Genomic DNA, 22463 nt, shown 5'->3' with positions numbered 1-22463 from the left:
TTTCTTGTAATAATGGGTCACTCTTTTTTCTCGCTTTCTTCCTCTTCCGGCACCGGTTTGCTGGCGGTTAACAGGAAGGGCGATTGCTGCCAGCGGGTGCGTTTACCCTGTAGCAGCGTGCGGGTCAGCACTACGCCGATTGCCAGTGAGAGCAGCAACATCAGGCGTAAAATGTTAGTGGTGTTATCCACCTGTTGGGCTTCGGTGGCGAGCGTATGGGTGTCGAGCGTCAGGCGCAGATAGCCAAGCGGACCATTTTTCCCTGCAATGGGTTCGACAATCTGCTGGTTAAAATAGCCGCCCGCTTTTTTACCGTCGAGCGCCAGCCGGTCACGCACTTCGACGCTTTCGCCAGAACGGGCGATAAGATCGCCTTGTTCGTCATACACGCCCGCGTCGAGGATGCGGCTTTCATCCGTTAACTGATCGAGGATCGCCTGAATACGTTTTTCATCCGGCGAGTCGGTATGCATCAGCGGCGCAACGTTCAGCGCCACCTGCCGCGCCAGGGTGCGGGCCAGTTCTTCCAGCTGCGGATTACGCTGTCGCTGGTGGTTTTGACTAAACCATGATGCCCCCTGCATCAGCGCCACTAACAAGGCAAGACAGAACAGGACAATCACTGCCCGATGCAGCCGGAATTTCAGTTTTGTGCGAGCCATCTTCCACCCTTTGAAAATTTGAGACTTAATGTTGCCAGAAGCAATGGATACAAGGTAGCCTCATGCGTTATTTTCCCTGCTTCGAACGATTTTACAGGAGCCTTAATGCCTAACATTACCTGGTGCGACCTGCCTGAAGATGTCTCTTTATGGCCTGGTCTGCCTCTTTCATTAAGTGGTGATGAAGTGATGCCACTGGATTACCACGCAGGTCGTAGCGGCTGGCTGCTGTATGGTCGTGGGCTGGATAAACAACGTCTGACCCAGTACCAAAGCAAACTGGGTGCGGCAATGGTGATTGTTGCCGCCTGGTGCGTGGAAGATTATCAGGTGATTCGTCTGGCAGGTTCGCTTACCGCCCGGGCTACGCGCCTGGCCCATGAAGCACAACTGGATGTCGCGCCGCTGGGGAAAATTCCGCATCTGCGCACGCCGGGTTTGCTGGTGATGGACATGGATTCCACCGCCATTCAGATTGAATGTATTGACGAAATTGCCAAACTGGCCGGAACCGGCGAGATGGTGGCGGAGGTAACCGAACGGGCGATGCGCGGCGAACTCGATTTTACCGCCAGCCTGCGCAGCCGTGTGGCGACGCTGAAAGGCGCTGACGCCAATATCCTGCAACAGGTGCGTGAAAATCTGCCGCTGATGCCAGGCTTAACGCAACTGGTGCTCAAGCTGGAAACGCTGGGCTGGAAAGTGGCGATTGCTTCCGGCGGCTTTACTTTCTTTGCTGAATACCTGCGCGACAAGCTGCGCCTGACAGCCGTGGTAGCCAATGAACTGGAGATCATGGACGGTAAATTTACCGGCAATGTGATCGGCGACATCGTAGACGCGCAGTACAAAGCGAAAACTCTGACTCGCCTCGCGCAGGAGTATGAAATCCCGCTGGCGCAGACCGTGGCGATTGGCGATGGAGCCAATGACCTGCCGATGATCAAAGCGGCAGGGCTGGGGATTGCCTACCATGCCAAGCCAAAAGTGAATGAAAAAACGGAAGTCACCATCCGTCACGCTGACCTGATGGGGGTATTCTGCATCCTCTCTGGCAGCCTGAATCAGAAGTAATTGCCTGCCCGTCATCCTGCGGGCGGCACAGCATTAACGAGGTACACCGTGGCAAAAGCTCCAAAACGCGCCTTTGTTTGTAATGAATGCGGGGCCGATTATCCGCGCTGGCAGGGGCAGTGCAGTGCCTGTCATGCCTGGAACACCATCACCGAGGTGCGTCTTGCTGCGTCGCCAACGGTGGCGCGTAACGAGCGTCTCAGTGGCTATGCCGGTAGCGCCGGAGTGGCAAAAGTCCAGAAACTCTCCGACATCAGCCTTGAGGAGCTGCCGCGTTTTTCTACCGGATTTAAAGAGTTCGACCGCGTATTAGGCGGCGGGGTGGTGCCGGGAAGCGCCATTCTGATTGGCGGTAACCCAGGTGCGGGGAAATCCACGCTGCTGTTGCAAACGCTGTGCAAACTGGCCCAGCAGATGAAAACGCTGTATGTCACCGGCGAAGAGTCGCTGCAACAGGTGGCAATGCGCGCTCATCGCCTTGGCCTGCCGACTGACAATCTCAATATGTTGTCGGAAACCAGCATCGAGCAGATCTGCCTGATTGCCGAAGAAGAGCAACCGAAGCTGATGGTAATTGACTCCATCCAGGTGATGCATATGGCGGATGTACAATCATCGCCTGGCAGCGTGGCGCAGGTGCGTGAAACGGCGGCTTATCTGACGCGCTTCGCCAAAACGCGCGGCGTGGCGATTGTCATGGTTGGGCACGTAACCAAAGATGGCTCGCTGGCTGGCCCTAAAGTGCTGGAACACTGTATCGACTGTTCGGTGCTTCTGGATGGCGATGCCGACTCCCGTTTTCGCACCTTACGCAGCCATAAAAACCGCTTCGGCGCGGTGAATGAGCTGGGCGTCTTCGCAATGACCGAACAGGGTCTGCGTGAAGTCAGCAACCCTTCGGCAATCTTTTTAAGCCGCGGTGATGAAGTGACCTCTGGTAGCTCAGTGATGGTAGTATGGGAAGGAACGCGTCCGCTGCTGGTGGAGATTCAGGCGCTGGTCGATCACTCGATGATGGCGAATCCACGCCGCGTCGCAGTAGGGCTGGAGCAAAACCGTCTGGCAATCCTGCTGGCTGTGTTGCACCGTCACGGTGGTTTGCAAATGGCCGATCAGGATGTGTTTGTGAACGTGGTCGGCGGCGTGAAGGTAACCGAAACCAGTGCCGACTTAGCGTTACTGCTGGCGATGGTTTCCAGCCTGCGCGACAGACCGCTGCCGCAGGATCTGGTGGTGTTTGGTGAAGTCGGGCTGGCAGGGGAGATCCGCCCGGTGCCCAGCGGTCAGGAACGAATCTCTGAAGCGGCGAAACACGGTTTTCGCCGGGCGATTGTTCCGGCGGCTAACGTGCCGAAAAAAGCGCCGGAAGGGATGCAGATTTTTGGCGTTAAAAAACTCTCCGACGCGCTTAGCGTGTTCGACGACTTATAATGAGAGATACGGAGGGAGATATGTCGTCATTTGATTACCTGAAAACTGCCATCAAGCAACAGGGCTGCACGCTACAGCAGGTCGCTGATGCCAGCGGTATGACCAAAGGGTATTTAAGCCAGTTATTGAATGCCAAAATTAAAAGCCCCAGCGCACAAAAGCTGGAGGCATTGCACCGTTTTTTGGGGCTTGAATTTCCCCGGCAGAAGAAAACCATTGGTGTCGTATTCGGTAAGTTCTACCCGCTGCATACCGGACATATCTACCTTATCCAGCGCGCCTGTAGCCAGGTTGACGAGCTGCATATCATTATGGGTTTTGACGATACCCGTGACCGCGCGTTGTTCGAAGACAGTGCCATGTCGCAGCAGCCCACGGTGCCGGATCGTCTGCGCTGGTTATTGCAAACCTTTAAATATCAGAAAAATATTCGCATTCATGCCTTCAACGAAGAGGGCATGGAGCCGTATCCGCACGGCTGGGATGTGTGGAGCAACGGCATCAAAAAGTTTATGGCTGAAAAGGGGATCCAGCCGGACCTGATCTACACCTCGGAAGAAGCCGATGCGCCACAGTATATGGAACATCTGGGGATCGAGACGGTGCTGGTCGATCCGAAGCGTACCTTTATGAGTATCAGCGGTGCGCAGATCCGCGAAAACCCGTTCCGCTACTGGGAATATATTCCTACGGAAGTGAAGCCGTTCTTTGTGCGTACCGTGGCGATCCTTGGGGGCGAGTCGAGCGGTAAATCCACCCTGGTAAACAAACTTGCCAATATCTTCAACACTACCAGTGCATGGGAATATGGTCGCGATTATGTCTTTTCACACCTCGGCGGTGATGAGATCGCATTGCAGTATTCCGACTACGATAAAATCGCGTTGGGCCACGCACAATACATTGATTTTGCAGTGAAATATGCCAATAAAGTGGCGTTTATTGACACCGATTTTGTCACTACCCAGGCGTTCTGCAAAAAGTACGAAGGGCGTGAGCATCCGTTCGTGCAGGCGCTGATTGATGAATACCGTTTCGATCTGGTGATCCTGCTGGAGAACAACACGCCGTGGGTGGCGGATGGTTTACGCAGCCTCGGCAGTTCGGTGGATCGCAAAGAGTTCCAGAACTTGCTGGTGGAGATGCTGGAAGAGAACAATATCGAATTCGTGCGGGTTGAAGAGGACGATTACGACAGCCGTTTCCTGCGCTGCGTGGAGCTGGTGCGGGAGATGATGGGGGAGCAAGGATAACCGTGACGAAACGGCTCAAAGGCGAGGTATAAAATGAGTTTTTTTGATGAGTTGAAAACCTCTCTGGAAGAGGCTGTCGAGATTAAACAAGGTTTGAAAAAACCTGCACGGGTGACCCACCACGAAATTGAGGATGCTAAGGCTGTTGTAGACCGGAAAAGGTGTTCACGCCGCATCCGGCATTCGGTGCTCAATGCCTGATGCGACGCTTACCGCGTCTTATCAGGCCTGGAGATTCACAACGTATTGAAATTTCTTGGTTTGTAGGCCGGATAAGGCGTTCACCCGCATCCGGCATTTTACGCATTACTTCGCAATACGCTTGTACTTGATACGCTTCGGCTCCAGTGCGTCTGCGCCCAGCGTGCGTTTCTTGTACTCTTCGTACTCAGTAAAGTTACCTTCGAAGAACTCAACTTTACCTTCATCCTGGTAGTCCAGGATGTGCGTGGCGATACGGTCGAGGAACCAACGGTCGTGCGAGATAACCATCGCACATCCCGGGAACTCCAGCAGGGCGTTTTCCAGCGCGCGCAGGGTTTCGATATCCAGGTCGTTGGTCGGTTCGTCGAGCAGCAGCATGTTGCCGCCAACCTGCAGCAGCTTCGCCAGATGCAGACGACCACGCTCACCACCGGAGAGTTCGCCAACGCGTTTACCCTGATCAACCCCTTTAAAGTTAAAGCGACCAACGTAGGCGCGGCTTGGCATCTCGGTGTTACCGATCTTCATGATATCCAGCCCGCCGGAAACTTCTTCCCAAACGGTTTTGCTGTTATCCATTGAGTCACGGAACTGATCGACAGATGCCAGTTTCACCGTTTCACCTAAAGTGATGGTGCCGCTGTCTGGCTGTTCCTGACCAGAGATCATACGGAACAGGGTTGATTTACCCGCGCCGTTCGGACCGATGATCCCGACGATCGCCCCTTTCGGGATCGAGAAGCTCAGATCATCAATCAGCAGGCGATCGCCGTAAGATTTACGCAGGTTGCTGACTTCCAGCACTTTATCGCCCAGACGCGGTCCAGGCGGAATAAACAGTTCGTTGGTTTCGTTACGTTTCTGATATTCGGTGCTGTTCAGCTCTTCAAAGCGCGCCAGACGTGCTTTACCTTTCGACTGACGGCCTTTAGTTCCCTGACGTACCCACTCCAGCTCTTTCTCGATCGACTTACGACGCGCTGCTTCTTGTGAAGCTTCCTGCGCCAGACGTTGATCTTTCTGCTCCAGCCAGGAGGAGTAGTTACCTTCCCACGGAATACCTTCACCGCGGTCCAGTTCGAGGATCCAGCCCGCAACGTTATCAAGGAAGTAACGGTCGTGGGTAATCGCCACAACGGTGCCTTCGAAGTCGTGCAGGAAGCGTTCCAGCCAGGCCACGGATTCGGCATCCAGGTGGTTGGTCGGTTCGTCGAGCAGCAGCATGTCTGGTTTTTCCAGCAGCAGGCGGCACAACGCCACGCGACGACGCTCACCACCGGAGAGGTTAGCGATTTTCGCGTCCCAGTCCGGCAGACGCAGCGCATCCGCCGCACGCTCCAGCTGAACGTTCAGGTTGTGACCGTCGTGAGCCTGAATGATCTCTTCCAGACGGCCTTGTTCAGCGGCCAGCTTGTCAAAATCGGCATCCGGATCGGCGTACAGTGCATACACTTCATCCAGACGTTTCAGGGCGTTAACCACTTCAGAAACCGCCTCTTCAATGGACTCACGCACGGTGTGTTCCGGGTTCAGTTGCGGTTCTTGCGGCAAATAACCAATCTTGATATCCGGTTGCGGACGCGCTTCGCCTTCGATGTCTTTATCAATGCCCGCCATAATGCGCAGCAGGGTGGACTTACCCGCGCCGTTCAGACCCAGGACACCAATTTTTGCCCCAGGGAAGAAACTCAGAGAGATGTTTTTCAAAATATGACGTTTCGGCGGAACAACTTTGCCGACACGATGCATGGTATAAACGAATTGAGCCACGTTGGACTTCGCCTCTATGTTTATCGTGATGATGAGTTTTCAAAGGCGAAGTGTAGCCTGTTTCCTTATCTAATCCCAGCCGGTCGATCACCCTCGCAGTAAAAGTAAAAAAGTGTCCGTAACGTGGCGTAAACGGCAATGACTGGTTAGCATAAATCTATTACGTGGCATGACGCTGCATTGATGTATTTACACTTAGAGGATGCGCTTGTGGAAAAAGCCAAACAAGTTACCTGGCGGCTGTTGGCTGCCGGTGTCTGTCTGCTGACGGTCAGCAGCGTGGCGCGAGCCGACTCACTGGATGAGCAGCGTAGTCGTTACGCGCAAATCAAGCAGGCCTGGGATAATCGACAAATGGATGTGGTTGAACAAATGATGCCTGGACTGAAGGATTATCCGCTTTATCCCTACCTGGAATACCGCCAGATCACCGATGACCTGATGAATCAACCGGCGGTGACGGTCACTAACTTTGTTCGCGCTAACCCCACGCTTCCTCCCGCTCGCACGCTGCAATCTCGTTTCGTCAATGAACTGGCGCGGCGTGAAGACTGGCGTGGCCTGTTAGCCTTTAGCCCGGAAAAGCCCGCAACTACCGAAGCACAATGTAATTACTACTATGCGAAATGGAACACCGGGCAGAGTGAAGAAGCCTGGCAAGGGGCGAAAGAGCTGTGGCTAACCGGCAAGAGCCAGCCTAACGCCTGTGACAAGTTATTTAGTGTCTGGCGTGCGTCAGGTAAACAAGATCCGCTGGCGTATTTAGAGCGTATCCGTCTGGCGATGAAAGCGGGTAACACTGGCCTGGTAACAGTGCTGGCAGGGCAGATGCCTGCCGATTACCAGACTATCGCCTCGGCAATCATTTCACTGGCGAACAACCCTAATACGGTACTGACCTTCGCGCGTACAACCGGCGCGACCGATTTTACCCGTCAAATGGCGGCGGTGGCGTTTGCCAGTGTGGCGCGGCAGGATGCTGAAAATGCACGGCTGATGATCCCGTCGCTTGCCCAGGCGCAGCAGCTTAATGAAGATCAGATTCAGGAGCTGCGCGATATCGTCGCCTGGCGTTTGATGGGCAACGATGTCACCGACGAACAGGCGAAATGGCGTGATGACGCCATTATGCGTTCGCAATCTACTTCGCTTATTGAACGCCGTGTGCGAATGGCGCTTGGCACCGGCGATCGTCGCGGCCTGAATACCTGGCTGGCGCGTCTGCCGATGGAGGCGAAAGAGAAAGATGAATGGCGTTACTGGCAGGCGGATTTACTGCTTGAACGCGGACGTGAAGCTGAAGCAAAAGAGATTTTGCATCAACTCATGCAACAGCGTGGTTTCTACCCGATGGTTGCTGCACAACGCATCGGCGAAGAGTATGAGCTGAAGATTGATAAAGCGCCGCAGAATGTTGACAGCGCCCTGACTCAGGGGCCGGAGATGGCGCGCGTGCGCGAGTTGATGTACTGGAATCTCGATAACACCGCGCGTAGCGAGTGGGCCAATCTGGTGAAGAGCAAGTCAAAAACAGAGCAAGCTCAACTGGCGCGGTATGCTTTCAACAACCAATGGTGGGATCTTAGCGTTCAGGCAACGATCGCCGGGAAGCTTTGGGATCATCTGGAAGAGCGATTCCCGCTGGCTTACAACGATCTTTTCAAACGTTACACCAGTGGGAAGGAGATCCCACAAAGCTATGCGATGGCGATTGCCCGTCAGGAGAGCGCCTGGAATCCGAAAGTGAAATCACCGGTAGGGGCCAGCGGCCTGATGCAGATTATGCCGGGTACAGCGACCCATACGGTGAAGATGTTCTCTATTCCTGGTTATAGCAGCCCTGGGCAATTGCTGGATCCGGAAACGAACATCAACATTGGCACCAGTTACCTGCAATATGTTTATCAGCAGTTTGGCAATAACCGTATTTTCTCCTCAGCAGCTTATAACGCCGGACCAGGACGGGTGCGAACCTGGCTTGGCAACAGCGCCGGGCGTATCGACGCTGTGGCATTTGTCGAGAGTATTCCGTTCTCCGAGACGCGCGGTTATGTGAAGAACGTGCTGGCTTATGACGCTTACTACCGCTATTTCATGGGGGATAAACCGACGTTGATGAGCGCCACGGAATGGGGACGTCGTTACTGATCCACACGTTTATGATATGCTATCGTACTCTTTAGCGAGTACAACCGGGGGAGGCATTTTGCTTCTCCCGCTAACAATGGCGACATACTATGGCCCAACAATCACCCTATTCAGCAGCGATGGCAGAACAGCGTCACCAGGAGTGGTTACGTTTTGTCGACCTGCTTAAGAATGCCTACCAAAACGATCTCCATTTACCGTTGTTAAACCTGATGCTGACGCCAGATGAGCGCGAAGCGTTGGGGACTCGCGTACGTATTGTCGAAGAGCTGTTGCGCGGCGAAATGAGCCAGCGTGAGTTAAAAAATGAACTCGGCGCGGGCATCGCGACGATTACGCGTGGATCTAATAGTCTGAAAGCCGCGCCCGTCGAGCTGCGGCAGTGGCTGGAAGAGGTGTTGCTGAAAGATCACTGATACACGGCATTATGAAACGGACTCAGCGCCAGGATCACCGCCTGGTGATAGACGCTGGCGCGGGTAAGTTTCCCGGCGGTAAACACGCCGATTGCTCCCTCTTTACGGCCAATTTCATCAATGCCGGTATAACGCGACATCACGGGGCCGAGCGCCTCGCCTTGACGCACTTTTTCCAGAATCACCGCAGGTAACGGCAAAGTTGCCGAACGCGCTTCGCCGCGCTGGCTGGTGTTTTCAATCACCACCCAACTGAAGGTGCTGTCGCCATCAATGCCAGCTTCAATCGCCACCCAAAAATCAGCCTCTGGATGTAAACGGCGGGCATTTGCTACCCGATTTCGTGCGCCAGCGCGCGTTTCCTCACTACCAAAGGGCTGTTCCGGTACACCGCTCTCGACGGCAACGGATGCAATATGGCAGGATCCTTCGCCGAAGATCTCGTGAAATGCCTGCAGAATGGCCTGAATTTTAGCGGGATTGGTGGTCGCACAGACAACTTGGTGCATAATCAGCATTACTCAGAAAATTAACGTTACAGCAGTATACGGAAAAAAAGCATGTTACAGGTATACCTAGTCCGCCACGGTGAAACGCAGTGGAACGCCGAGCGACGTATTCAGGGCCAGTCTGACAGCCCGCTGACCGCCAAAGGTGAGCAACAGGCGATGCAGGTGGCAACCCGTGCCAAAGAGCTTGGCATTACGCATATCATCAGTAGCGATTTAGGACGCACCCGGCGTACGGCGGAAATCATCGCCCAGGCCTGCGGCTGTGACATCATCTTTGATTCTCGCCTGCGTGAATTAAATATGGGTGTACTGGAAAAAAGACATATCGATTCTCTGACCGAAGGAGAAGAGAACTGGCGTCGGCAGCTGGTCAATGGCACCGTTGACGGGCGTATTCCTGAAGGCGAGTCAATGCAGGAGCTCAGCGATCGCGTCAATGCGGCACTGGAATCTTGCCGGGACTTACCGCAGGGAAGCCGACCGCTGCTGGTGAGCCACGGTATTGCACTGGGATGCCTGGTGAGTACGATTCTCGGATTACCAGCATGGGCAGAGCGCCGCTTACGTCTGCGTAACTGTTCTATTTCGCGCGTGGATTATCAGGAAAGCCTGTGGCTGGCGTCTGGCTGGGTCGTTGAAACCGCAGGGGACATCTCGCATCTGGACGCCCCTGCATTAGATGAGCTGCAGCGTTAACGACGGATCGGAATCAGCAGTTCACAGCGCAGATTAATTGGGCGATCTCCCGCTTTGGCATCTTCTGCCGGGTAGTATCGCTCAATATCCTGACCTTTACGGCGCGTCAGGTTGAGCATTGGCATGCACGTTCCGTATACCGTCAGGATAAACTCCTGCACGCCGGTTCCCAGACCTTCATAGGTAAACATCACATATTCACCGCCTTGCAGCATCACAGGATGCCCGGTCAATACATAGCCATCTGCCTGATCCTGGGCTAATGCGGTGGTATAGAACACTTCTTGCTCGTCGTCTTTATCCTGGCTCGGACGCGTTTCATTCAGGCCGTAGAGCACAGGTGGAATGGTCGGCGCGTTGCCGAGAAAATCGTGCCAGAACTGATAACGCATTTCATGGCGGAAATCAGAGATTTGCTCCAGCGAACAGGAGTAGCTTTGGGTTACACCAATCAGCGGCGTATCTTCCAGGGTGACAAATTTGTGCTCTGGCATAGTGAATTCACCCAGACGTAGCGGCGGGCGAATACCAAAGGCGCTCCATTCAGGAGAACGGCGGTAAAGTGCAGGAGTCTGGGCAAACTGCTTCTTGAATGCGCGGGTAAATGTCTGTTGAGAGTCGAAGCGGTATTGCAGCGCGATGTCCAGAATCGGACGCGCAGTCAGGCGTAGTGCGACCGCCGATTTCGACAAACGACGAGCACGAATATACGCGCCAATAGCATGGCCAGTGACATCTTTAAACATTCTCTGTAAGTGCCACTTGGAATAACCTGCTTTCGCCGCTACATTGTCGAGCGACAGGGGCTGATCCAGATGACCTTCCAGCCAGATTAAAAGGTCGCGAATAATGCCGGCCTGATCCATAAAATATCCTCATCCTTTCAACAACGAGCACCTGACATCAGGTAATTGGATAATAGCATTTTTTGCTGTTTTAGCATTCAGTGTTTTTTTCTTAGTAGAGTATGTTTTAGGACTTGACGGAAATAAAAGTATTGAGATTTTGTTCTTAATCAATATGTTATTTACCGTGACGAACTAATTGCTCGTGTAATAGATAAAAATGGTAACAATATGAAATACAAGCATTTGATCCTGTCTTTAAGCCTGATAATGCTGGGGCCATTGGCTCATGCAGAAGAGATTGGTTCGGTCGACACCGTATTTAAAATGATCGGCCCGGATCACAAAATTGTTGTGGAAGCCTTTGATGATCCCGATGTGAAAAATGTCACCTGTTATGTGAGCCGGGCGAAAACCGGTGGTATTAAAGGGGGATTGGGTCTGGCGGAAGATACCTCCGATGCGGCCATTTCTTGTCAGCAAGTCGGGCCGATTGAACTGTCGGATCGTATTAAAAACGGCAAAGCTCAGGGCGAGGTAGTATTCAAAAAACGCACGTCCCTGGTCTTTAAGTCGTTACAGGTCGTGCGCTTTTATGACGCTAAACGCAACGCGCTCGCTTATCTGGCTTACTCCGACAAAGTTGTAGAAGGTTCGCCGAAAAACGCGATTAGCGCGGTTCCTGTCATGCCGTGGCGGCAATAACAGAGGCGATTTATGCAACGGGAAACGGTCTGGTTAGTAGAAGACGAGCAAGGGATCGCCGATACGCTGGTCTACATGTTGCAACAGGAAGGTTTTGACGTCGAGGTCTTTGAGCGAGGCTTGCCAGTGCTGGATAAAGCTCGCCAGCAGGTTCCCGATGTCATGATTCTCGATGTTGGTTTGCCTGATATCAGCGGCTTTGAATTGTGCCGCCAGTTACTGGCGCTCCATCCGGCGTTACCTGTACTGTTCCTGACGGCCCGAAGTGAAGAGGTCGATCGCCTGCTTGGGTTGGAAATTGGCGCTGACGACTATGTGGCTAAACCGTTTTCACCCCGCGAAGTGTGCGCCAGGGTGCGCACCTTACTGCGTCGGGTGAAGAAGTTCTCGACGCCGTCTCCCGTCATCCGTATTGGTCATTTTGAATTGAATGAACCCGCGGCGCAGATCAGCTGGTTTGACACGCCATTAACGCTGACGCGGTATGAGTTTTTATTGCTGAAGACGTTACTCAAGTCGCCAGGCCGCGTCTGGTCCCGCCAGCAACTGATGGATAGCGTGTGGGAAGATGCGCAGGACACCTACGATCGCACCGTCGATACCCACATTAAAACGCTGCGTGCCAAGCTGCGCGCCATCAACCCCGATCTTTCACCGATTAATACTCATCGCGGCATGGGATATAGCCTGAGGGGCCTGTAATGCGTATCGGCATGCGGTTGTTGCTGGGCTATTTTTTACTGGTGGCGGTGGCAGCCTGGTTCGTACTGGCCATTTTTGTCAAAGAAGTTAAACCGGGCGTGCGAAGAGCAACGGAGGGGACGTTGATCGACACCGCAACGTTGCTGGCGGAGCTGGCGCGTCCCGATTTGCTCTCTGGGGACCCAACGCATGGGCAACTGGCGCAGGCGTTTAATCAGCTACAACATCGCCCGTTTCGCGCCAATATCGGTGGCATTAACAAAGTGCGCAATGAATATCATGTCTATATGACCGATGCGCAGGGCAAAGTATTGTTCGATTCGGCAAATAAAGCCGTTGGACAGGATTATTCGCGCTGGAATGACGTCTGGCTAACGTTGCGTGGTCAGTATGGTGCGCGCAGCACGTTGCAAAATTCTGCCGATCCCGAAAGTTCGGTGATGTATGTTGCCGCGCCGATTATGGACGGCTCGCGGCTTATTGGCGTTTTGAGCGTAGGCAAACCGAACGCGGCGATGGCTCCGGTCATTAAACGCAGCGAGCGGCGAATTTTATGGGCCAGCGCCATTTTGTTGGGGATTGCACTGGTGATTGGCGCAGGCATGGTTTGGTGGATCAACCGCTCCATTGCCCGGCTCACTCGCTATGCTGATTCCGTCACTGACAATAAGCCCGTTCCTCTTCCCGATCTCGGTAGTAGCGAGCTGCGTAAACTCGCGCAGGCGCTGGAAAGTATGCGCGTGAAGCTGGAAGGGAAAAACTATATTGAGCAGTATGTTTATGCGTTAACCCATGAGCTAAAAAGCCCACTGGCGGCGATTCGTGGCGCGGCGGAAATTTTACGCGAAGGTCCGCCGCCTGAAGTAGTGGCTCGTTTTACTGACAACATTCTGACACAAAATGCGCGAATGCAGGCGCTGGTGGAAACGTTACTACGCCAGGCAAGACTGGAGAATCGTCAGGAAGTCGTTCTGACTGCTGTTGATGTGGCGGCATTATTTCGCCGCGTCAGCGAAGCGCGCACCGTGCAGTTGGCAGAAAAAAACATCACTTTGCATGTTATGCCCACCGAGGTTAATGTTGCTGCTGAACCGGCGTTACTGGAGCAGGCGCTGGGAAATTTACTGGATAACGCCATCGATTTTACCCCCGAGAGCGGTCGTATAACGCTAAGCGCCGAAGTGGAGCAGGAACACGTCACGCTTAAGGTGCTGGATACCGGTAGTGGTATTCCTGACTACGCGCTTTCACGTATTTTTGAACGCTTTTACTCTTTGCCGCGTGCAAATGGGCAAAAAAGCAGCGGTCTGGGGTTGGCGTTTGTCAGTGAGGTCGCCCGTTTGTTTAACGGCGAAGTCACGCTGCGCAACGTGCAGGAAGGTGGCGTGCTGGCCTCGCTTCGACTTCACCGTCACTTCACATAGCTTCAAATTCTTCCCACATAGCCTTCGTATCCTGCTGCCATTGCAAAGGAGAAGACTATGTTGAAATCCCCCCTGTTCTGGAAAATGACCACCCTGTTTGGTGCAGTATTGCTGTTGTTGATTCCGATAATGCTGATTCGGCAGGTGATTGTCGAACGTGCTGATTACCGTAGCGATGTGGAAGATGCGATTCGCCAAAGTACCAGCGGGCCGCAAAAACTCGTTGGGCCGCTCATCGCTATTCCTGTGACCGAGCTTTATACGGTGCAGGAAGAGGATAAAACCGTGGAGCGGAAACGAAGTTTTATCCATTTTTGGTTACCTGAGTCATTGATGGTTGATGGCAATCAGAACGTGGAAGAACGCAAGATAGGGATTTATACCGGTCAGGTCTGGCACAGTGATTTAACGCTAAAAGCCGATTTCGATGTTTCGCGTCTTAGCGAACTCAACGCGCCAAATATCACCTTAGGCAAGCCCTTTATTGTGATTAGCGTCGGGGATGCGCGTGGTATTGGTGTGGTGAAAGCGCCTGAAGTTAACGGAACGGCGCTGACCATTGAACCCGGCACCGGGTTAGAGCAAGGCGGGCAGGGCGTGCATATCCCTTTACCTGAAGGGGACTGGCGGAAGCAGAACCTGAAGCTGAATATGGCCCTGAATTTAAGCGGTACCGGCAATCTTTCTGTGGTGCCTGGCGGGCGTAATAGCGAAATGACCTTAACCAGCAACTGGCCGCATCCCAGTTTTTTAGGTGATTTTCTACCAGCCAAACGGGAAGTTAGCGAGTCAGGTTTTCAGGCGCACTGGCAAAGCAGCTGGTTTGCTAATAATCTCGGTGAGCGTTTTGCTTCAGGCAATGATACCGGCTGGGAAAACTTCCCGGCGTTTAGCGTCGCAGTAACGACGCCAGCCGATCAATACCAATTAACTGACCGGGCGACTAAGTACGCCATTCTGCTGATTGCACTGACTTTTATGGCGTTCTTTGTTTTTGAAACGCTCACCGCGCAACGTTTACACCCAATGCAATATTTGCTAGTGGGGCTTTCATTGGTGATGTTTTATTTGCTCTTGCTGGCGCTTTCTGAACATACCGGTTTTACCGTGGCATGGATAATCGCCAGTCTGATTGGGGCGATAATGAACGGTATTTATTTGCAAGCGGTATTGAAAGGTTGGTGCAACAGCATGTTGTTTACCCTCGCGCTGTTGTTGCTGGATGGTGTGATGTGGGGACTGCTCAACTCTGCCGATAGCGCGCTGTTGTTGGGAACCAGTGTGCTGGTGGTGGCGCTGGCCGGCATGATGTTTGTGACCCGTAATATCGACTGGTATGCGTTTTCACTGCCGAAAATGAAAGCCAGTAAAGAAGTTACAACGGACGATGAGTTACGTATCTGGAAATAAGGTTGAAAAATAAAAACGGCGCTAAAAAGCGCCGTTTTTTTTGACGGTGGTAAAGCCGATTAATCTTCCAGATCACCGCAGAAGCGATAACCTTCACCGTGAATGGTGGCGATGATTTCCGGCGTATCCGGCGTAGATTCGAAATGTTTACGAATACGGCGGATCGTCACGTCTACAGTACGGTCGTGCGGTTTCAGCTCACGGCCGGTCATTTTCTTCAGCAGTTCAGCACGGGACTGAATTTTGCCTGGGTTTTCACAGAAGTGAAGCATGGCGCGGAACTCGCTGCGCGGCAGCTTGTACTGCTCGCCATCAGGGCCGATCAACGAACGGCTGTTGATGTCCAGTTCCCAACCATTGAACTTGTAGCTTTCAACGCTACGACGTTCTTCGCTGACAGTACCCAGATTCATGGTACGGGACAGCAGGTTGCGTGCACGAATCGTCAGTTCACGCGGGTTGAACGGTTTGGTGATGTAGTCATCTGCACCGATTTCGAGGCCGAGAATTTTATCGACTTCGTTGTCACGGCCAGTCAGGAACATCAACGCAACATTCGCCTGCTCGCGCAGTTCACGCGCTAACAGAAGACCGTTCTTACCCGGCAGATTGATATCCATGATCACCAGGTTGATGTCATATTCAGAGAGGATCTGATGCATTTCCGCGCCATCTGTCGCTTCGAAAACATCATAGCCTTCCGCTTCGAAAATACTTTTCAACGTGTTGCGTGTTACCAACTCGTCTTCAACGATAAGAATGTGCGGGGTCTGCATGTTTGCTACCTAAATTGCCAACTAAATCGAAACAGGAAGTACAAAAGTCCCTGACCTGCCTGATGCATGCTGCAAATTAACATGATCGGCGTAACATGACTAAAGTACGTAATTGCGTTCTTGATGCACTTTCCATCAACGTCAACAACATCATTAGCTTGGTCGTGGGTACTTTCCCTCAGGACCCGACAGTGTCAAAAACGGCTGTCATCCTAACCATTTTAACAGCAACATAACAGGCTAAGAGGGGCCGGACACCCAATAAAACTACGCTTCGTTGACATATATCAAGTTCAATTGTAGCACGTTAACAGTTTGATGAAATCATCGTATCTAAATGCTAGCTTTCGTCACATTATTTTAATAATCCAACTAGTTGCATCATACAACTAATAAACGTGGTGAATCCAATTGTCGAGATTTATTTTTTATAAAATTATCCTAAGTAAACAGAAGGATATGTAGCATTTTTTAACAATTCAACCGTTAGTACAGTCAGGAAATAGTTTAGCCTTTTTTAAGCTAAGTAAAGGGCTTTTTCTGCGACTTACGTTAAGAATTTGTAAATTCGCACCGCGTAATAAGTTGACAGTGATCACCCGGTTCGCGGTTATTTGATCAAGAAGAGTGGCAATATGCGTATAACGATTATTCTGGTCGCACCCGCCAGAGCAGAAAATATTGGGGCAGCGGCGCGGGCAATGAAAACGATGGGGTTTAGCGATCTGCGGATTGTCGATAGTCAGGCACACCTGGAGCCAGCCACCCGCTGGGTCGCACATGGATCTAGTGATATTATTGATAATATTAAAGTTTTCCCGACACTGGCTGAATCGTTACACGATGTCGATTTCACTGTCGCCACCACTGCGCGCAGTCGGGCGAAATATCATTACTACGCCACGCCAGTTGAACTGGTGCCGCTGTTAGAGGAAAAATCTTCATGGATGAGCCATGCCGCGCTGGTGTTTGGTCGCGAAGATTCCGGGTTGACTAACGAAGAGTTAGCGTTGGCTGACGTTCTTACTGGTGTGCCGATGGTGGCGGATTATCCTTCGCTCAATCTGGGGCAGGCGGTGATGGTCTATTGCTATCAATTAGCAACATTAATACAACAACCGGCGAAAAGTGATGCAACGGCAGACCAACATCAACTGCAAGCTTTACGCGAACGAGCCATGACATTGCTGACGACTCTGGCAGTGGCAGATGACATAAAACTGGTCGACTGGTTACAACAACGCCTGGGGCTTTTAGAGCAACGAGACACGGCAATGTTGCACCGTTTGCTGCATGATATTGAAAAAAATATCACCAAATAAAAAACGCCTTTGTAAGTATTTTTCAGCTTTTCATTCTGACTGCAACGGGCAATATGTCTCTGTGTGGATTAAAAAAAGAGTGTCTGATAGCAGCTTCTGAACTGGTTACATGCCGTGAGTAAATTAAAATTTTATTGACTTAGGTCACTAAATACTTTAACCAATATAGGCATAGCGCACAGACAGATAAAAATTACAGAGTACACAACATCCATGAAACGCATTAGCACCACCATTACCACCACCATCACCATTACCACAGGTAACGGTGCGGGCTGACGCGTACAGGAAACACAGAAAAAAGCCCGCACCTGACAGTGCGGGCTTTTTTTTTCGACCAAAGGTAACGAGGTAACAACCATGCGAGTGTTGAAGTTCGGCGGTACATCAGTGGCAAATGCAGAACGTTTTCTGCGGGTTGCCGATATTCTGGAAAGCAATGCCAGGCAGGGGCAGGTGGCCACCGTCCTCTCTGCCCCCGCCAAAATCACCAACCACCTGGTGGCGATGATTGAAAAAACCATTAGCGGCCAGGATGCTTTACCCAATATCAGCGATGCCGAACGTATTTTTGCCGAACTTTTGACGGGACTCGCCGCCGCCCAGCCGGGGTTCCCGCTGGCGCAATTGAAAACTTTCGTCGATCAGGAATTTGCCCAAATAAAACATGTCCTGCATGGCATTAGTTTGTTGGGGCAGTGCCCGGATAGCATCAACGCTGCGCTGATTTGCCGTGGCGAGAAAATGTCGATCGCCATTATGGCCGGCGTATTAGAAGCGCGCGGTCACAACGTTACCGTTATCGATCCGGTCGAAAAACTGCTGGCAGTGGGGCATTACCTCGAATCTACCGTCGATATTGCTGAGTCCACCCGCCGTATTGCGGCAAGTCGTATTCCGGCTGATCACATGGTGCTGATGGCAGGTTTCACCGCCGGTAATGAAAAAGGCGAACTGGTGGTGCTTGGACGCAACGGTTCCGACTACTCTGCTGCGGTGCTGGCTGCCTGTCTACGCGCCGATTGTTGCGAGATTTGGACGGACGTTGACGGGGTCTATACCTGCGACCCGCGTCAGGTGCCCGATGCGAGGTTGTTGAAGTCGATGTCCTACCAGGAAGCGATGGAGCTTTCCTACTTCGGCGCTAAAGTTCTTCACCCCCGCACAATTACCCCTATCGCCCAGTTCCAGATCCCTTGCCTGATTAAAAATACCGGAAATCCTCAAGCACCAGGTACGCTCATTGGTGCCAGCCGTGATGAAGACGAATTACCGGTCAAGGGCATTTCCAATCTGAATAACATGGCAATGTTCAGCGTTTCCGGCCCGGGGATGAAAGGGATGGTTGGCATGGCGGCGCGTGTCTTTGCAGCGATGTCACGCGCCCGTATTTCCGTGGTGCTGATTACGCAATCGTCTTCTGAATACAGTATCAGTTTCTGCGTTCCACAAAGCGACTGTGTGCGAGCTGAACGGGCGATGCAGGAAGAGTTCTATCTTGAACTGAAGGAAGGCTTGCTGGAGCCGCTGGCGGTGACGGAACGGCTGGCCATTATCTCGGTGGTAGGTGATGGTATGCGCACCTTGCGTGGGATCTCGGCGAAATTCTTTGCCGCGCTGGCCCGCGCCAATATCAACATTGTCGCCATTGCTCAGGGATCTTCTGAACGCTCAATCTCTGTCGTGGTCAATAACGATGATGCGACCACTGGCGTGCGCGTTACTCATCAGATGCTGTTCAACACCGATCAGGTTATCGAAGTGTTTGTGATTGGTGTCGGTGGCGTTGGCGGTGCGCTGCTGGAGCAACTGAAGCGTCAGCAAAGCTGGTTGAAGAATAAACATATCGACTTACGTGTCTGCGGTGTTGCCAACTCGAAGGCACTGCTCACCAATGTACATGGCCTTAATCTGGAAAACTGGCAGGAAGAACTGGCGCAAGCCAAAGAGCCGTTTAATCTCGGGCGCTTAATTCGCCTCGTGAAAGAATATCATCTGCTGAACCCGGTCATTGTTGACTGCACTTCCAGCCAGGCAGTGGCGGATCAATATGCCGACTTCCTGCGCGAAGGTTTCCACGTTGTCACGCCGAACAAAAAGGCCAACACCTCGTCGATGGATTACTACCATCAGTTGCGTTATGCGGCGGAAAAATCGCGGCGTAAATTCCTCTATGACACCAACGTTGGGGCTGGATTACCGGTTATTGAGAACCTGCAAAATCTGCTCAATGCAGGTGATGAATTGATGAAGTTCTCCGGCATTCTTTCTGGTTCGCTTTCTTATATCTTCGGCAAGTTAGACGAAGGCATGAGTTTCTCCGAGGCGACCACGCTGGCGCGGGAAATGGGTTATACCGAACCGGACCCGCGAGATGATCTTTCTGGTATGGATGTGGCGCGTAAGCTATTGATTCTCGCCCGTGAAACGGGACGTGAACTGGAACTGGCGGATATTGAAATTGAACCTGTGCTGCCCGCAGAGTTTAACGCAGAGGGTGATGTTGCCGCTTTTATGGCGAATCTGTCACAGCTCGACGATCTCTTTGCCGCACGCGTGGCGAAGGCTCGTGATGAGGGCAAAGTTTTGCGCTATGTTGGCAATATTGATGAAGATGGCATCTGCCGCGTGAAGATTGCCGAAGTGGATGGCAATGATCCGCTGTTCAAAGTGAAAAATGGCGAAAACGCCCTGGCCTTCTATAGCCACTATTATCAGCCGCTGCCGTTGGTACTGCGCGGATATGGTGCGGGCAATGACGTTACAGCTGCCGGTGTCTTTGCCGATCTGCTACGTACCCTCTCATGGAAGTTAGGAGTCTGACATGGTTAAAGTTTATGCCCCGGCTTCCAGTGCCAATATGAGCGTCGGGTTTGATGTGCTCGGGGCGGCGGTGACACCTGTTGATGGTGCATTGCTCGGAGATGTAGTCACGGTTGAGGCGGCAGAGACATTCAGTCTCAACAACCTCGGACGCTTTGCCGATAAGCTGCCGTCAGAACCACGGGAAAATATCGTTTATCAGTGCTGGGAGCGTTTTTGCCAGGAACTGGGTAAGCAAATTCCAGTGGCGATGACCCTGGAAAAGAATATGCCGATCGGTTCGGGCTTAGGCTCCAGTGCCTGTTCGGTGGTCGCGGCGCTGATGGCGATGAATGAACACTGCGGCAAGCCGCTTAATGACACTCGTTTGCTGGCTTTGATGGGCGAGCTGGAAGGCCGTATCTCCGGCAGCATTCATTACGACAACGTGGCACCGTGTTTTCTCGGTGGTATGCAGTTGATGATCGAAGAAAACGACATCATCAGCCAGCAAGTGCCAGGGTTTGATGAGTGGCTGTGGGTGCTGGCGTATCCGGGGATTAAAGTCTCGACGGCAGAAGCCAGGGCTATTTTACCGGCGCAGTATCGCCGCCAGGATTGCATTGCGCACGGGCGACATCTGGCAGGCTTTATTCACGCCTGCTATTCCCGTCAGCCTGAGCTTGCCGCGAAGCTGATGAAAGATGTTATCGCTGAACCCTACCGTGAACGGTTACTGCCAGGCTTCCGGCAGGCGCGGCAGGCGGTCGCGGAAATCGGCGCGGTAGCGAGCGGTATCTCCGGCTCCGGCCCGACTTTGTTCGCTCTGTGTGACAAGCCGGATACCGCCCAGCGCGTTGCCGACTGGTTGGGTAAGAACTACCTGCAAAATCAGGAAGGTTTTGTTCATATTTGCCGGCTGGATACGGCGGGCGCACGAGTACTGGAAAACTAAATGAAACTCTACAATCTGAAAGATCACAATGAGCAGGTCAGCTTTGCGCAAGCCGTAACCCAGGGGTTGGGCAAAAATCAGGGGCTGTTTTTCCCGCACGACCTGCCGGAATTCAGCCTGACTGAAATTGATGAGATGCTGAAGCTGGATTTTGTCACCCGCAGTGCGAAGATCCTCTCGGCGTTTATTGGTGATGAAATCCCGCAGGAAATCCTGGAAGAGCGCGTACGCGCGGCGTTTGCCTTCCCGGCTCCGGTCGCCAATGTTGAAAGCGATGTCGGTTGTCTGGAATTGTTCCATGGGCCAACGCTGGCATTTAAAGATTTCGGCGGTCGCTTTATGGCACAAATGCTGACCCATATTGCGGGCGATAAGCCAGTGACCATTCTGACCGCGACATCCGGTGATACCGGAGCGGCAGTGGCTCATGCTTTCTACGGTTTACCGAATGTGAAAGTGGTTATCCTCTATCCACGAGGCAAAATCAGTCCACTGCAAGAAAAACTGTTCTGTACATTGGGCGGCAATATCGAAACTGTTGCCATCGACGGCGATTTCGATGCCTGTCAGGCGCTGGTGAAGCAGGCGTTTGATGATGAAGAACTGAAAGTGGCGCTGGGGCTAAACTCTGCTAACTCCATTAACATCAGCCGTTTGCTGGCGCAGATTTGCTACTACTTTGAAGCTGTTGCGCAGCTGCCGCAGGAAGCGCGCAACCAGCTGGTTGTCTCGGTGCCAAGCGGAAACTTCGGCGATTTGACGGCGGGTCTGCTGGCGAAATCTCTTGGCCTGCCGGTGAAACGTTTTATTGCTGCGACCAACGTGAACGATACCGTGCCGCGTTTCCTGCACGACGGGCAGTGGTCACCCAAAGCGACTCAGGCGACGTTATCCAACGCGATGGACGTGAGTCAACCGAACAACTGGCCGCGTGTGGAAGAGTTGTTCCGCCGCAAAATCTGGCAACTGAAAGAGCTGGGTTATGCAGCCGTAGATGATGAAACCACGCAACAGACAATGCGTGAGTTAAAAGAACTGGGCTATACCTCGGAGCCGCACGCTGCCGTAGCTTATCGTGCGCTGCGTGACCAGTTGAATCCAGGCGAATATGGTTTGTTCCTCGGCACCGCGCATCCGGCGAAATTTAAAGAGAGCGTGGAAGCGATTCTCGGTGAAACGTTGGATCTGCCAAAAGAGCTGGCAGAACGTGCTGATTTACCCTTGCTTTCGCATAATCTGCCCGCCGATTTTGCTGCGTTGCGTAAATTGATGATGAATCATCAGTAACATCTATTCATTATCTCAATCAGGCCGGGTTTGCTTTTATACAGCCCGGCTTTTTTATGAAGATAATAT

At 52.5% G+C, this 22463-nt stretch carries 22 protein-coding genes and 1 other annotated feature; of the genes, 17 read left to right on the top strand and 5 right to left on the bottom strand.

The features are described 5' to 3' along the window. Positions 1–17: 17 nt before the first annotated feature. Positions 18–662, bottom strand: coding sequence for a YtjB family periplasmic protein (locus ACJHYW_RS02320; RefSeq protein WP_000124604.1), 645 nt, complete (start codon positions 660–662; stop codon positions 18–20). A 105-nt stretch (positions 663–767) separates the two neighbouring features. Between ACJHYW_RS02320 and serB the strand changes: the two genes are divergently transcribed. Genes serB through nadS form a run of 4 tightly spaced genes read left to right on the top strand, consistent with a single transcriptional unit; the run spans position 768 to position 4621 of the window. Further along, a complete protein-coding gene (gene serB, locus ACJHYW_RS02315) occupies positions 768–1736 on the top strand; it encodes a phosphoserine phosphatase (protein WP_001132956.1) in 969 nt (322 codons plus the stop codon). Positions 1737–1784: 48 nt separating this feature from the next. Then, complete coding sequence (gene radA / locus ACJHYW_RS02310; protein ID WP_001029698.1) at positions 1785–3167, top strand: DNA repair protein RadA; 1383 nt, start codon at positions 1785–1787, stop codon at positions 3165–3167. A gap of 20 nt (positions 3168–3187) precedes the next feature. After that, on the top strand, positions 3188–4420 hold the full coding sequence (gene nadR, locus ACJHYW_RS02305; RefSeq protein WP_000093812.1) for a multifunctional transcriptional regulator/nicotinamide-nucleotide adenylyltransferase/ribosylnicotinamide kinase NadR: 1233 nt from the start codon (positions 3188–3190) through the stop codon (positions 4418–4420). Between the two features lie 33 nt (positions 4421–4453). Continuing rightward, positions 4454–4621: a NadS family protein gene (gene nadS / locus ACJHYW_RS02300; protein ID WP_000007442.1), complete on the top strand. Its 168-nt coding sequence runs from the start codon at positions 4454–4456 to the stop codon at positions 4619–4621. A gap of 105 nt (positions 4622–4726) precedes the next feature. On the opposite strand, the gene ettA is transcribed toward nadS, so the two are convergent. Next, positions 4727–6394: an energy-dependent translational throttle protein EttA gene (ettA, locus tag ACJHYW_RS02295; RefSeq protein WP_000046749.1), complete on the bottom strand. Its 1668-nt coding sequence runs from the start codon at positions 6392–6394 to the stop codon at positions 4727–4729. A 210-nt stretch (positions 6395–6604) separates the two neighbouring features. On the opposite strand from ettA, the gene sltY reads away from it, so the two are divergent. Next, a complete protein-coding gene (sltY, locus tag ACJHYW_RS02290; RefSeq protein ID WP_000409437.1) occupies positions 6605–8542 on the top strand; it encodes a murein transglycosylase in 1938 nt (645 codons plus the stop codon). 89 nt (positions 8543–8631) lie between these two features. After that, entirely contained in the window at positions 8632–8958 is a 327-nt protein-coding gene (gene trpR, locus ACJHYW_RS02285) for a trp operon repressor (RefSeq protein ID WP_000068678.1), read from the top strand. Here trpR and yjjX read toward each other — a convergent pair. Further along, a complete protein-coding gene (yjjX, locus tag ACJHYW_RS02280) occupies positions 8952–9467 on the bottom strand; it encodes an inosine/xanthosine triphosphatase (protein WP_001361355.1) in 516 nt (171 codons plus the stop codon). The two genes, trpR and yjjX, sit on opposite strands and share 7 nt — an antisense overlap. Before the next feature lie 51 nt (positions 9468–9518). Here yjjX and gpmB point away from each other — a divergent pair, with 51 nt between their 5' ends. After that, entirely contained in the window at positions 9519–10166 is a 648-nt protein-coding gene (gene gpmB, locus ACJHYW_RS02275; RefSeq protein WP_410233338.1) for a 2,3-diphosphoglycerate-dependent phosphoglycerate mutase GpmB, read from the top strand. On the opposite strand, the gene robA is transcribed toward gpmB, so the two are convergent. Continuing rightward, entirely contained in the window at positions 10163–11032 is an 870-nt protein-coding gene (robA, locus tag ACJHYW_RS02270) for an MDR efflux pump AcrAB transcriptional activator RobA (RefSeq protein WP_000371666.1), read from the bottom strand. The two genes, gpmB and robA, sit on opposite strands and share 4 nt — an antisense overlap. Before the next feature lie 210 nt (positions 11033–11242). Here robA and creA point away from each other — a divergent pair, with 210 nt between their 5' ends. From creA to creD, 4 genes are read left to right on the top strand one after another with little or no spacing between them, the layout of a single operon-like run. After that, positions 11243–11716 (top strand): protein CreA, encoded by a 474-nt coding sequence (creA, locus tag ACJHYW_RS02265; protein WP_000875487.1) that lies wholly within the window; start codon positions 11243–11245, stop codon positions 11714–11716. 12 nt (positions 11717–11728) lie between these two features. After that, positions 11729–12418 (top strand): two-component system response regulator CreB, encoded by a 690-nt coding sequence (gene creB / locus ACJHYW_RS02260; RefSeq protein ID WP_001188687.1) that lies wholly within the window; start codon positions 11729–11731, stop codon positions 12416–12418. Further along, positions 12418–13842 (top strand): two-component system sensor histidine kinase CreC, encoded by a 1425-nt coding sequence (creC, locus tag ACJHYW_RS02255; protein WP_001219600.1) that lies wholly within the window; start codon positions 12418–12420, stop codon positions 13840–13842. The genes creB and creC overlap by 1 nt, the downstream gene beginning before the upstream one ends. Positions 13843–13899: 57 nt before the next feature. After that, positions 13900–15252, top strand: coding sequence for a cell envelope integrity protein CreD (gene creD / locus ACJHYW_RS02250; protein ID WP_000920352.1), 1353 nt, complete (start codon positions 13900–13902; stop codon positions 15250–15252). 59 nt (positions 15253–15311) lie between these two features. On the opposite strand, the gene arcA is transcribed toward creD, so the two are convergent. Beyond that, complete coding sequence (arcA, locus tag ACJHYW_RS02245) at positions 15312–16028, bottom strand: two-component system response regulator ArcA (RefSeq protein ID WP_001194358.1); 717 nt, start codon at positions 16026–16028, stop codon at positions 15312–15314. 95 nt (positions 16029–16123) lie between these two features. Between arcA and yjjY the strand changes: the two genes are divergently transcribed. From yjjY to thrC, 6 genes are all read left to right on the top strand, one after another. After that, positions 16124–16264: a protein YjjY gene (gene yjjY / locus ACJHYW_RS02240; RefSeq protein ID WP_001303782.1), complete on the top strand. Its 141-nt coding sequence runs from the start codon at positions 16124–16126 to the stop codon at positions 16262–16264. A 399-nt stretch (positions 16265–16663) separates the two neighbouring features. Then, positions 16664–17350: a tRNA/rRNA methyltransferase gene (locus ACJHYW_RS02235; protein ID WP_001223135.1), complete on the top strand. Its 687-nt coding sequence runs from the start codon at positions 16664–16666 to the stop codon at positions 17348–17350. A gap of 213 nt (positions 17351–17563) precedes the next feature. Continuing rightward, entirely contained in the window at positions 17564–17629 is a 66-nt protein-coding gene (gene thrL, locus ACJHYW_RS02230) for a thr operon leader peptide (protein ID WP_001386572.1), read from the top strand. Further along, positions 17565–17684 (top strand) — a sequence feature (Thr leader region). (Overlaps the previous gene by 65 nt.) Before the next feature lie 26 nt (positions 17685–17710). Then, a complete protein-coding gene (thrA, locus tag ACJHYW_RS02225; protein ID WP_001264706.1) occupies positions 17711–20173 on the top strand; it encodes a bifunctional aspartate kinase/homoserine dehydrogenase I in 2463 nt (820 codons plus the stop codon). A 1-nt stretch (position 20174) separates the two neighbouring features. After that, positions 20175–21107 (top strand): homoserine kinase, encoded by a 933-nt coding sequence (thrB, locus tag ACJHYW_RS02220; protein ID WP_000241660.1) that lies wholly within the window; start codon positions 20175–20177, stop codon positions 21105–21107. Continuing rightward, positions 21108–22394, top strand: a complete 1287-nt coding sequence (thrC, locus tag ACJHYW_RS02215; RefSeq protein ID WP_000781063.1) for a threonine synthase — start codon at positions 21108–21110, stop codon at positions 22392–22394. Positions 22395–22463: the final 69 nt, after the last annotated feature.

Source organism: Escherichia sp. WS3063 (genome assembly GCF_046486595.1).
Classification (GTDB): domain Bacteria; phylum Pseudomonadota; class Gammaproteobacteria; order Enterobacterales; family Enterobacteriaceae; genus Escherichia; species Escherichia coli.
This window is presented reverse-complemented; position numbering and strand designations above follow the sequence as displayed.

Coding starts and splice junctions, on each gene's coding strand:
- ACJHYW_RS02320 (WP_000124604.1), bottom strand. CDS start 662: ATGGCTCGCACAAAACTGAAATTCCGGCTGCATCGGGCAGTGATTGTC.
- serB (WP_001132956.1), top strand. CDS start 768: ATGCCTAACATTACCTGGTGCGACCTGCCTGAAGATGTCTCTTTATGG.
- nadR (WP_000093812.1), top strand. CDS start 3,188: ATGTCGTCATTTGATTACCTGAAAACTGCCATCAAGCAACAGGGCTGC.
- nadS (WP_000007442.1), top strand. CDS start 4,454: ATGAGTTTTTTTGATGAGTTGAAAACCTCTCTGGAAGAGGCTGTCGAG.
- trpR (WP_000068678.1), top strand. CDS start 8,632: ATGGCCCAACAATCACCCTATTCAGCAGCGATGGCAGAACAGCGTCAC.
- yjjX (WP_001361355.1), bottom strand. CDS start 9,467: ATGCACCAAGTTGTCTGTGCGACCACCAATCCCGCTAAAATTCAGGCC.
- gpmB (WP_410233338.1), top strand. CDS start 9,519: ATGTTACAGGTATACCTAGTCCGCCACGGTGAAACGCAGTGGAACGCC.
- robA (WP_000371666.1), bottom strand. CDS start 11,032: ATGGATCAGGCCGGCATTATTCGCGACCTTTTAATCTGGCTGGAAGGT.
- creA (WP_000875487.1), top strand. CDS start 11,243: ATGAAATACAAGCATTTGATCCTGTCTTTAAGCCTGATAATGCTGGGG.
- creB (WP_001188687.1), top strand. CDS start 11,729: ATGCAACGGGAAACGGTCTGGTTAGTAGAAGACGAGCAAGGGATCGCC.
- creC (WP_001219600.1), top strand. CDS start 12,418: ATGCGTATCGGCATGCGGTTGTTGCTGGGCTATTTTTTACTGGTGGCG.
- creD (WP_000920352.1), top strand. CDS start 13,900: ATGTTGAAATCCCCCCTGTTCTGGAAAATGACCACCCTGTTTGGTGCA.
- arcA (WP_001194358.1), bottom strand. CDS start 16,028: ATGCAGACCCCGCACATTCTTATCGTTGAAGACGAGTTGGTAACACGC.
- yjjY (WP_001303782.1), top strand. CDS start 16,124: ATGACTAAAGTACGTAATTGCGTTCTTGATGCACTTTCCATCAACGTC.
- ACJHYW_RS02235 (WP_001223135.1), top strand. CDS start 16,664: ATGCGTATAACGATTATTCTGGTCGCACCCGCCAGAGCAGAAAATATT.
- thrA (WP_001264706.1), top strand. CDS start 17,711: ATGCGAGTGTTGAAGTTCGGCGGTACATCAGTGGCAAATGCAGAACGT.
- thrB (WP_000241660.1), top strand. CDS start 20,175: ATGGTTAAAGTTTATGCCCCGGCTTCCAGTGCCAATATGAGCGTCGGG.
- thrC (WP_000781063.1), top strand. CDS start 21,108: ATGAAACTCTACAATCTGAAAGATCACAATGAGCAGGTCAGCTTTGCG.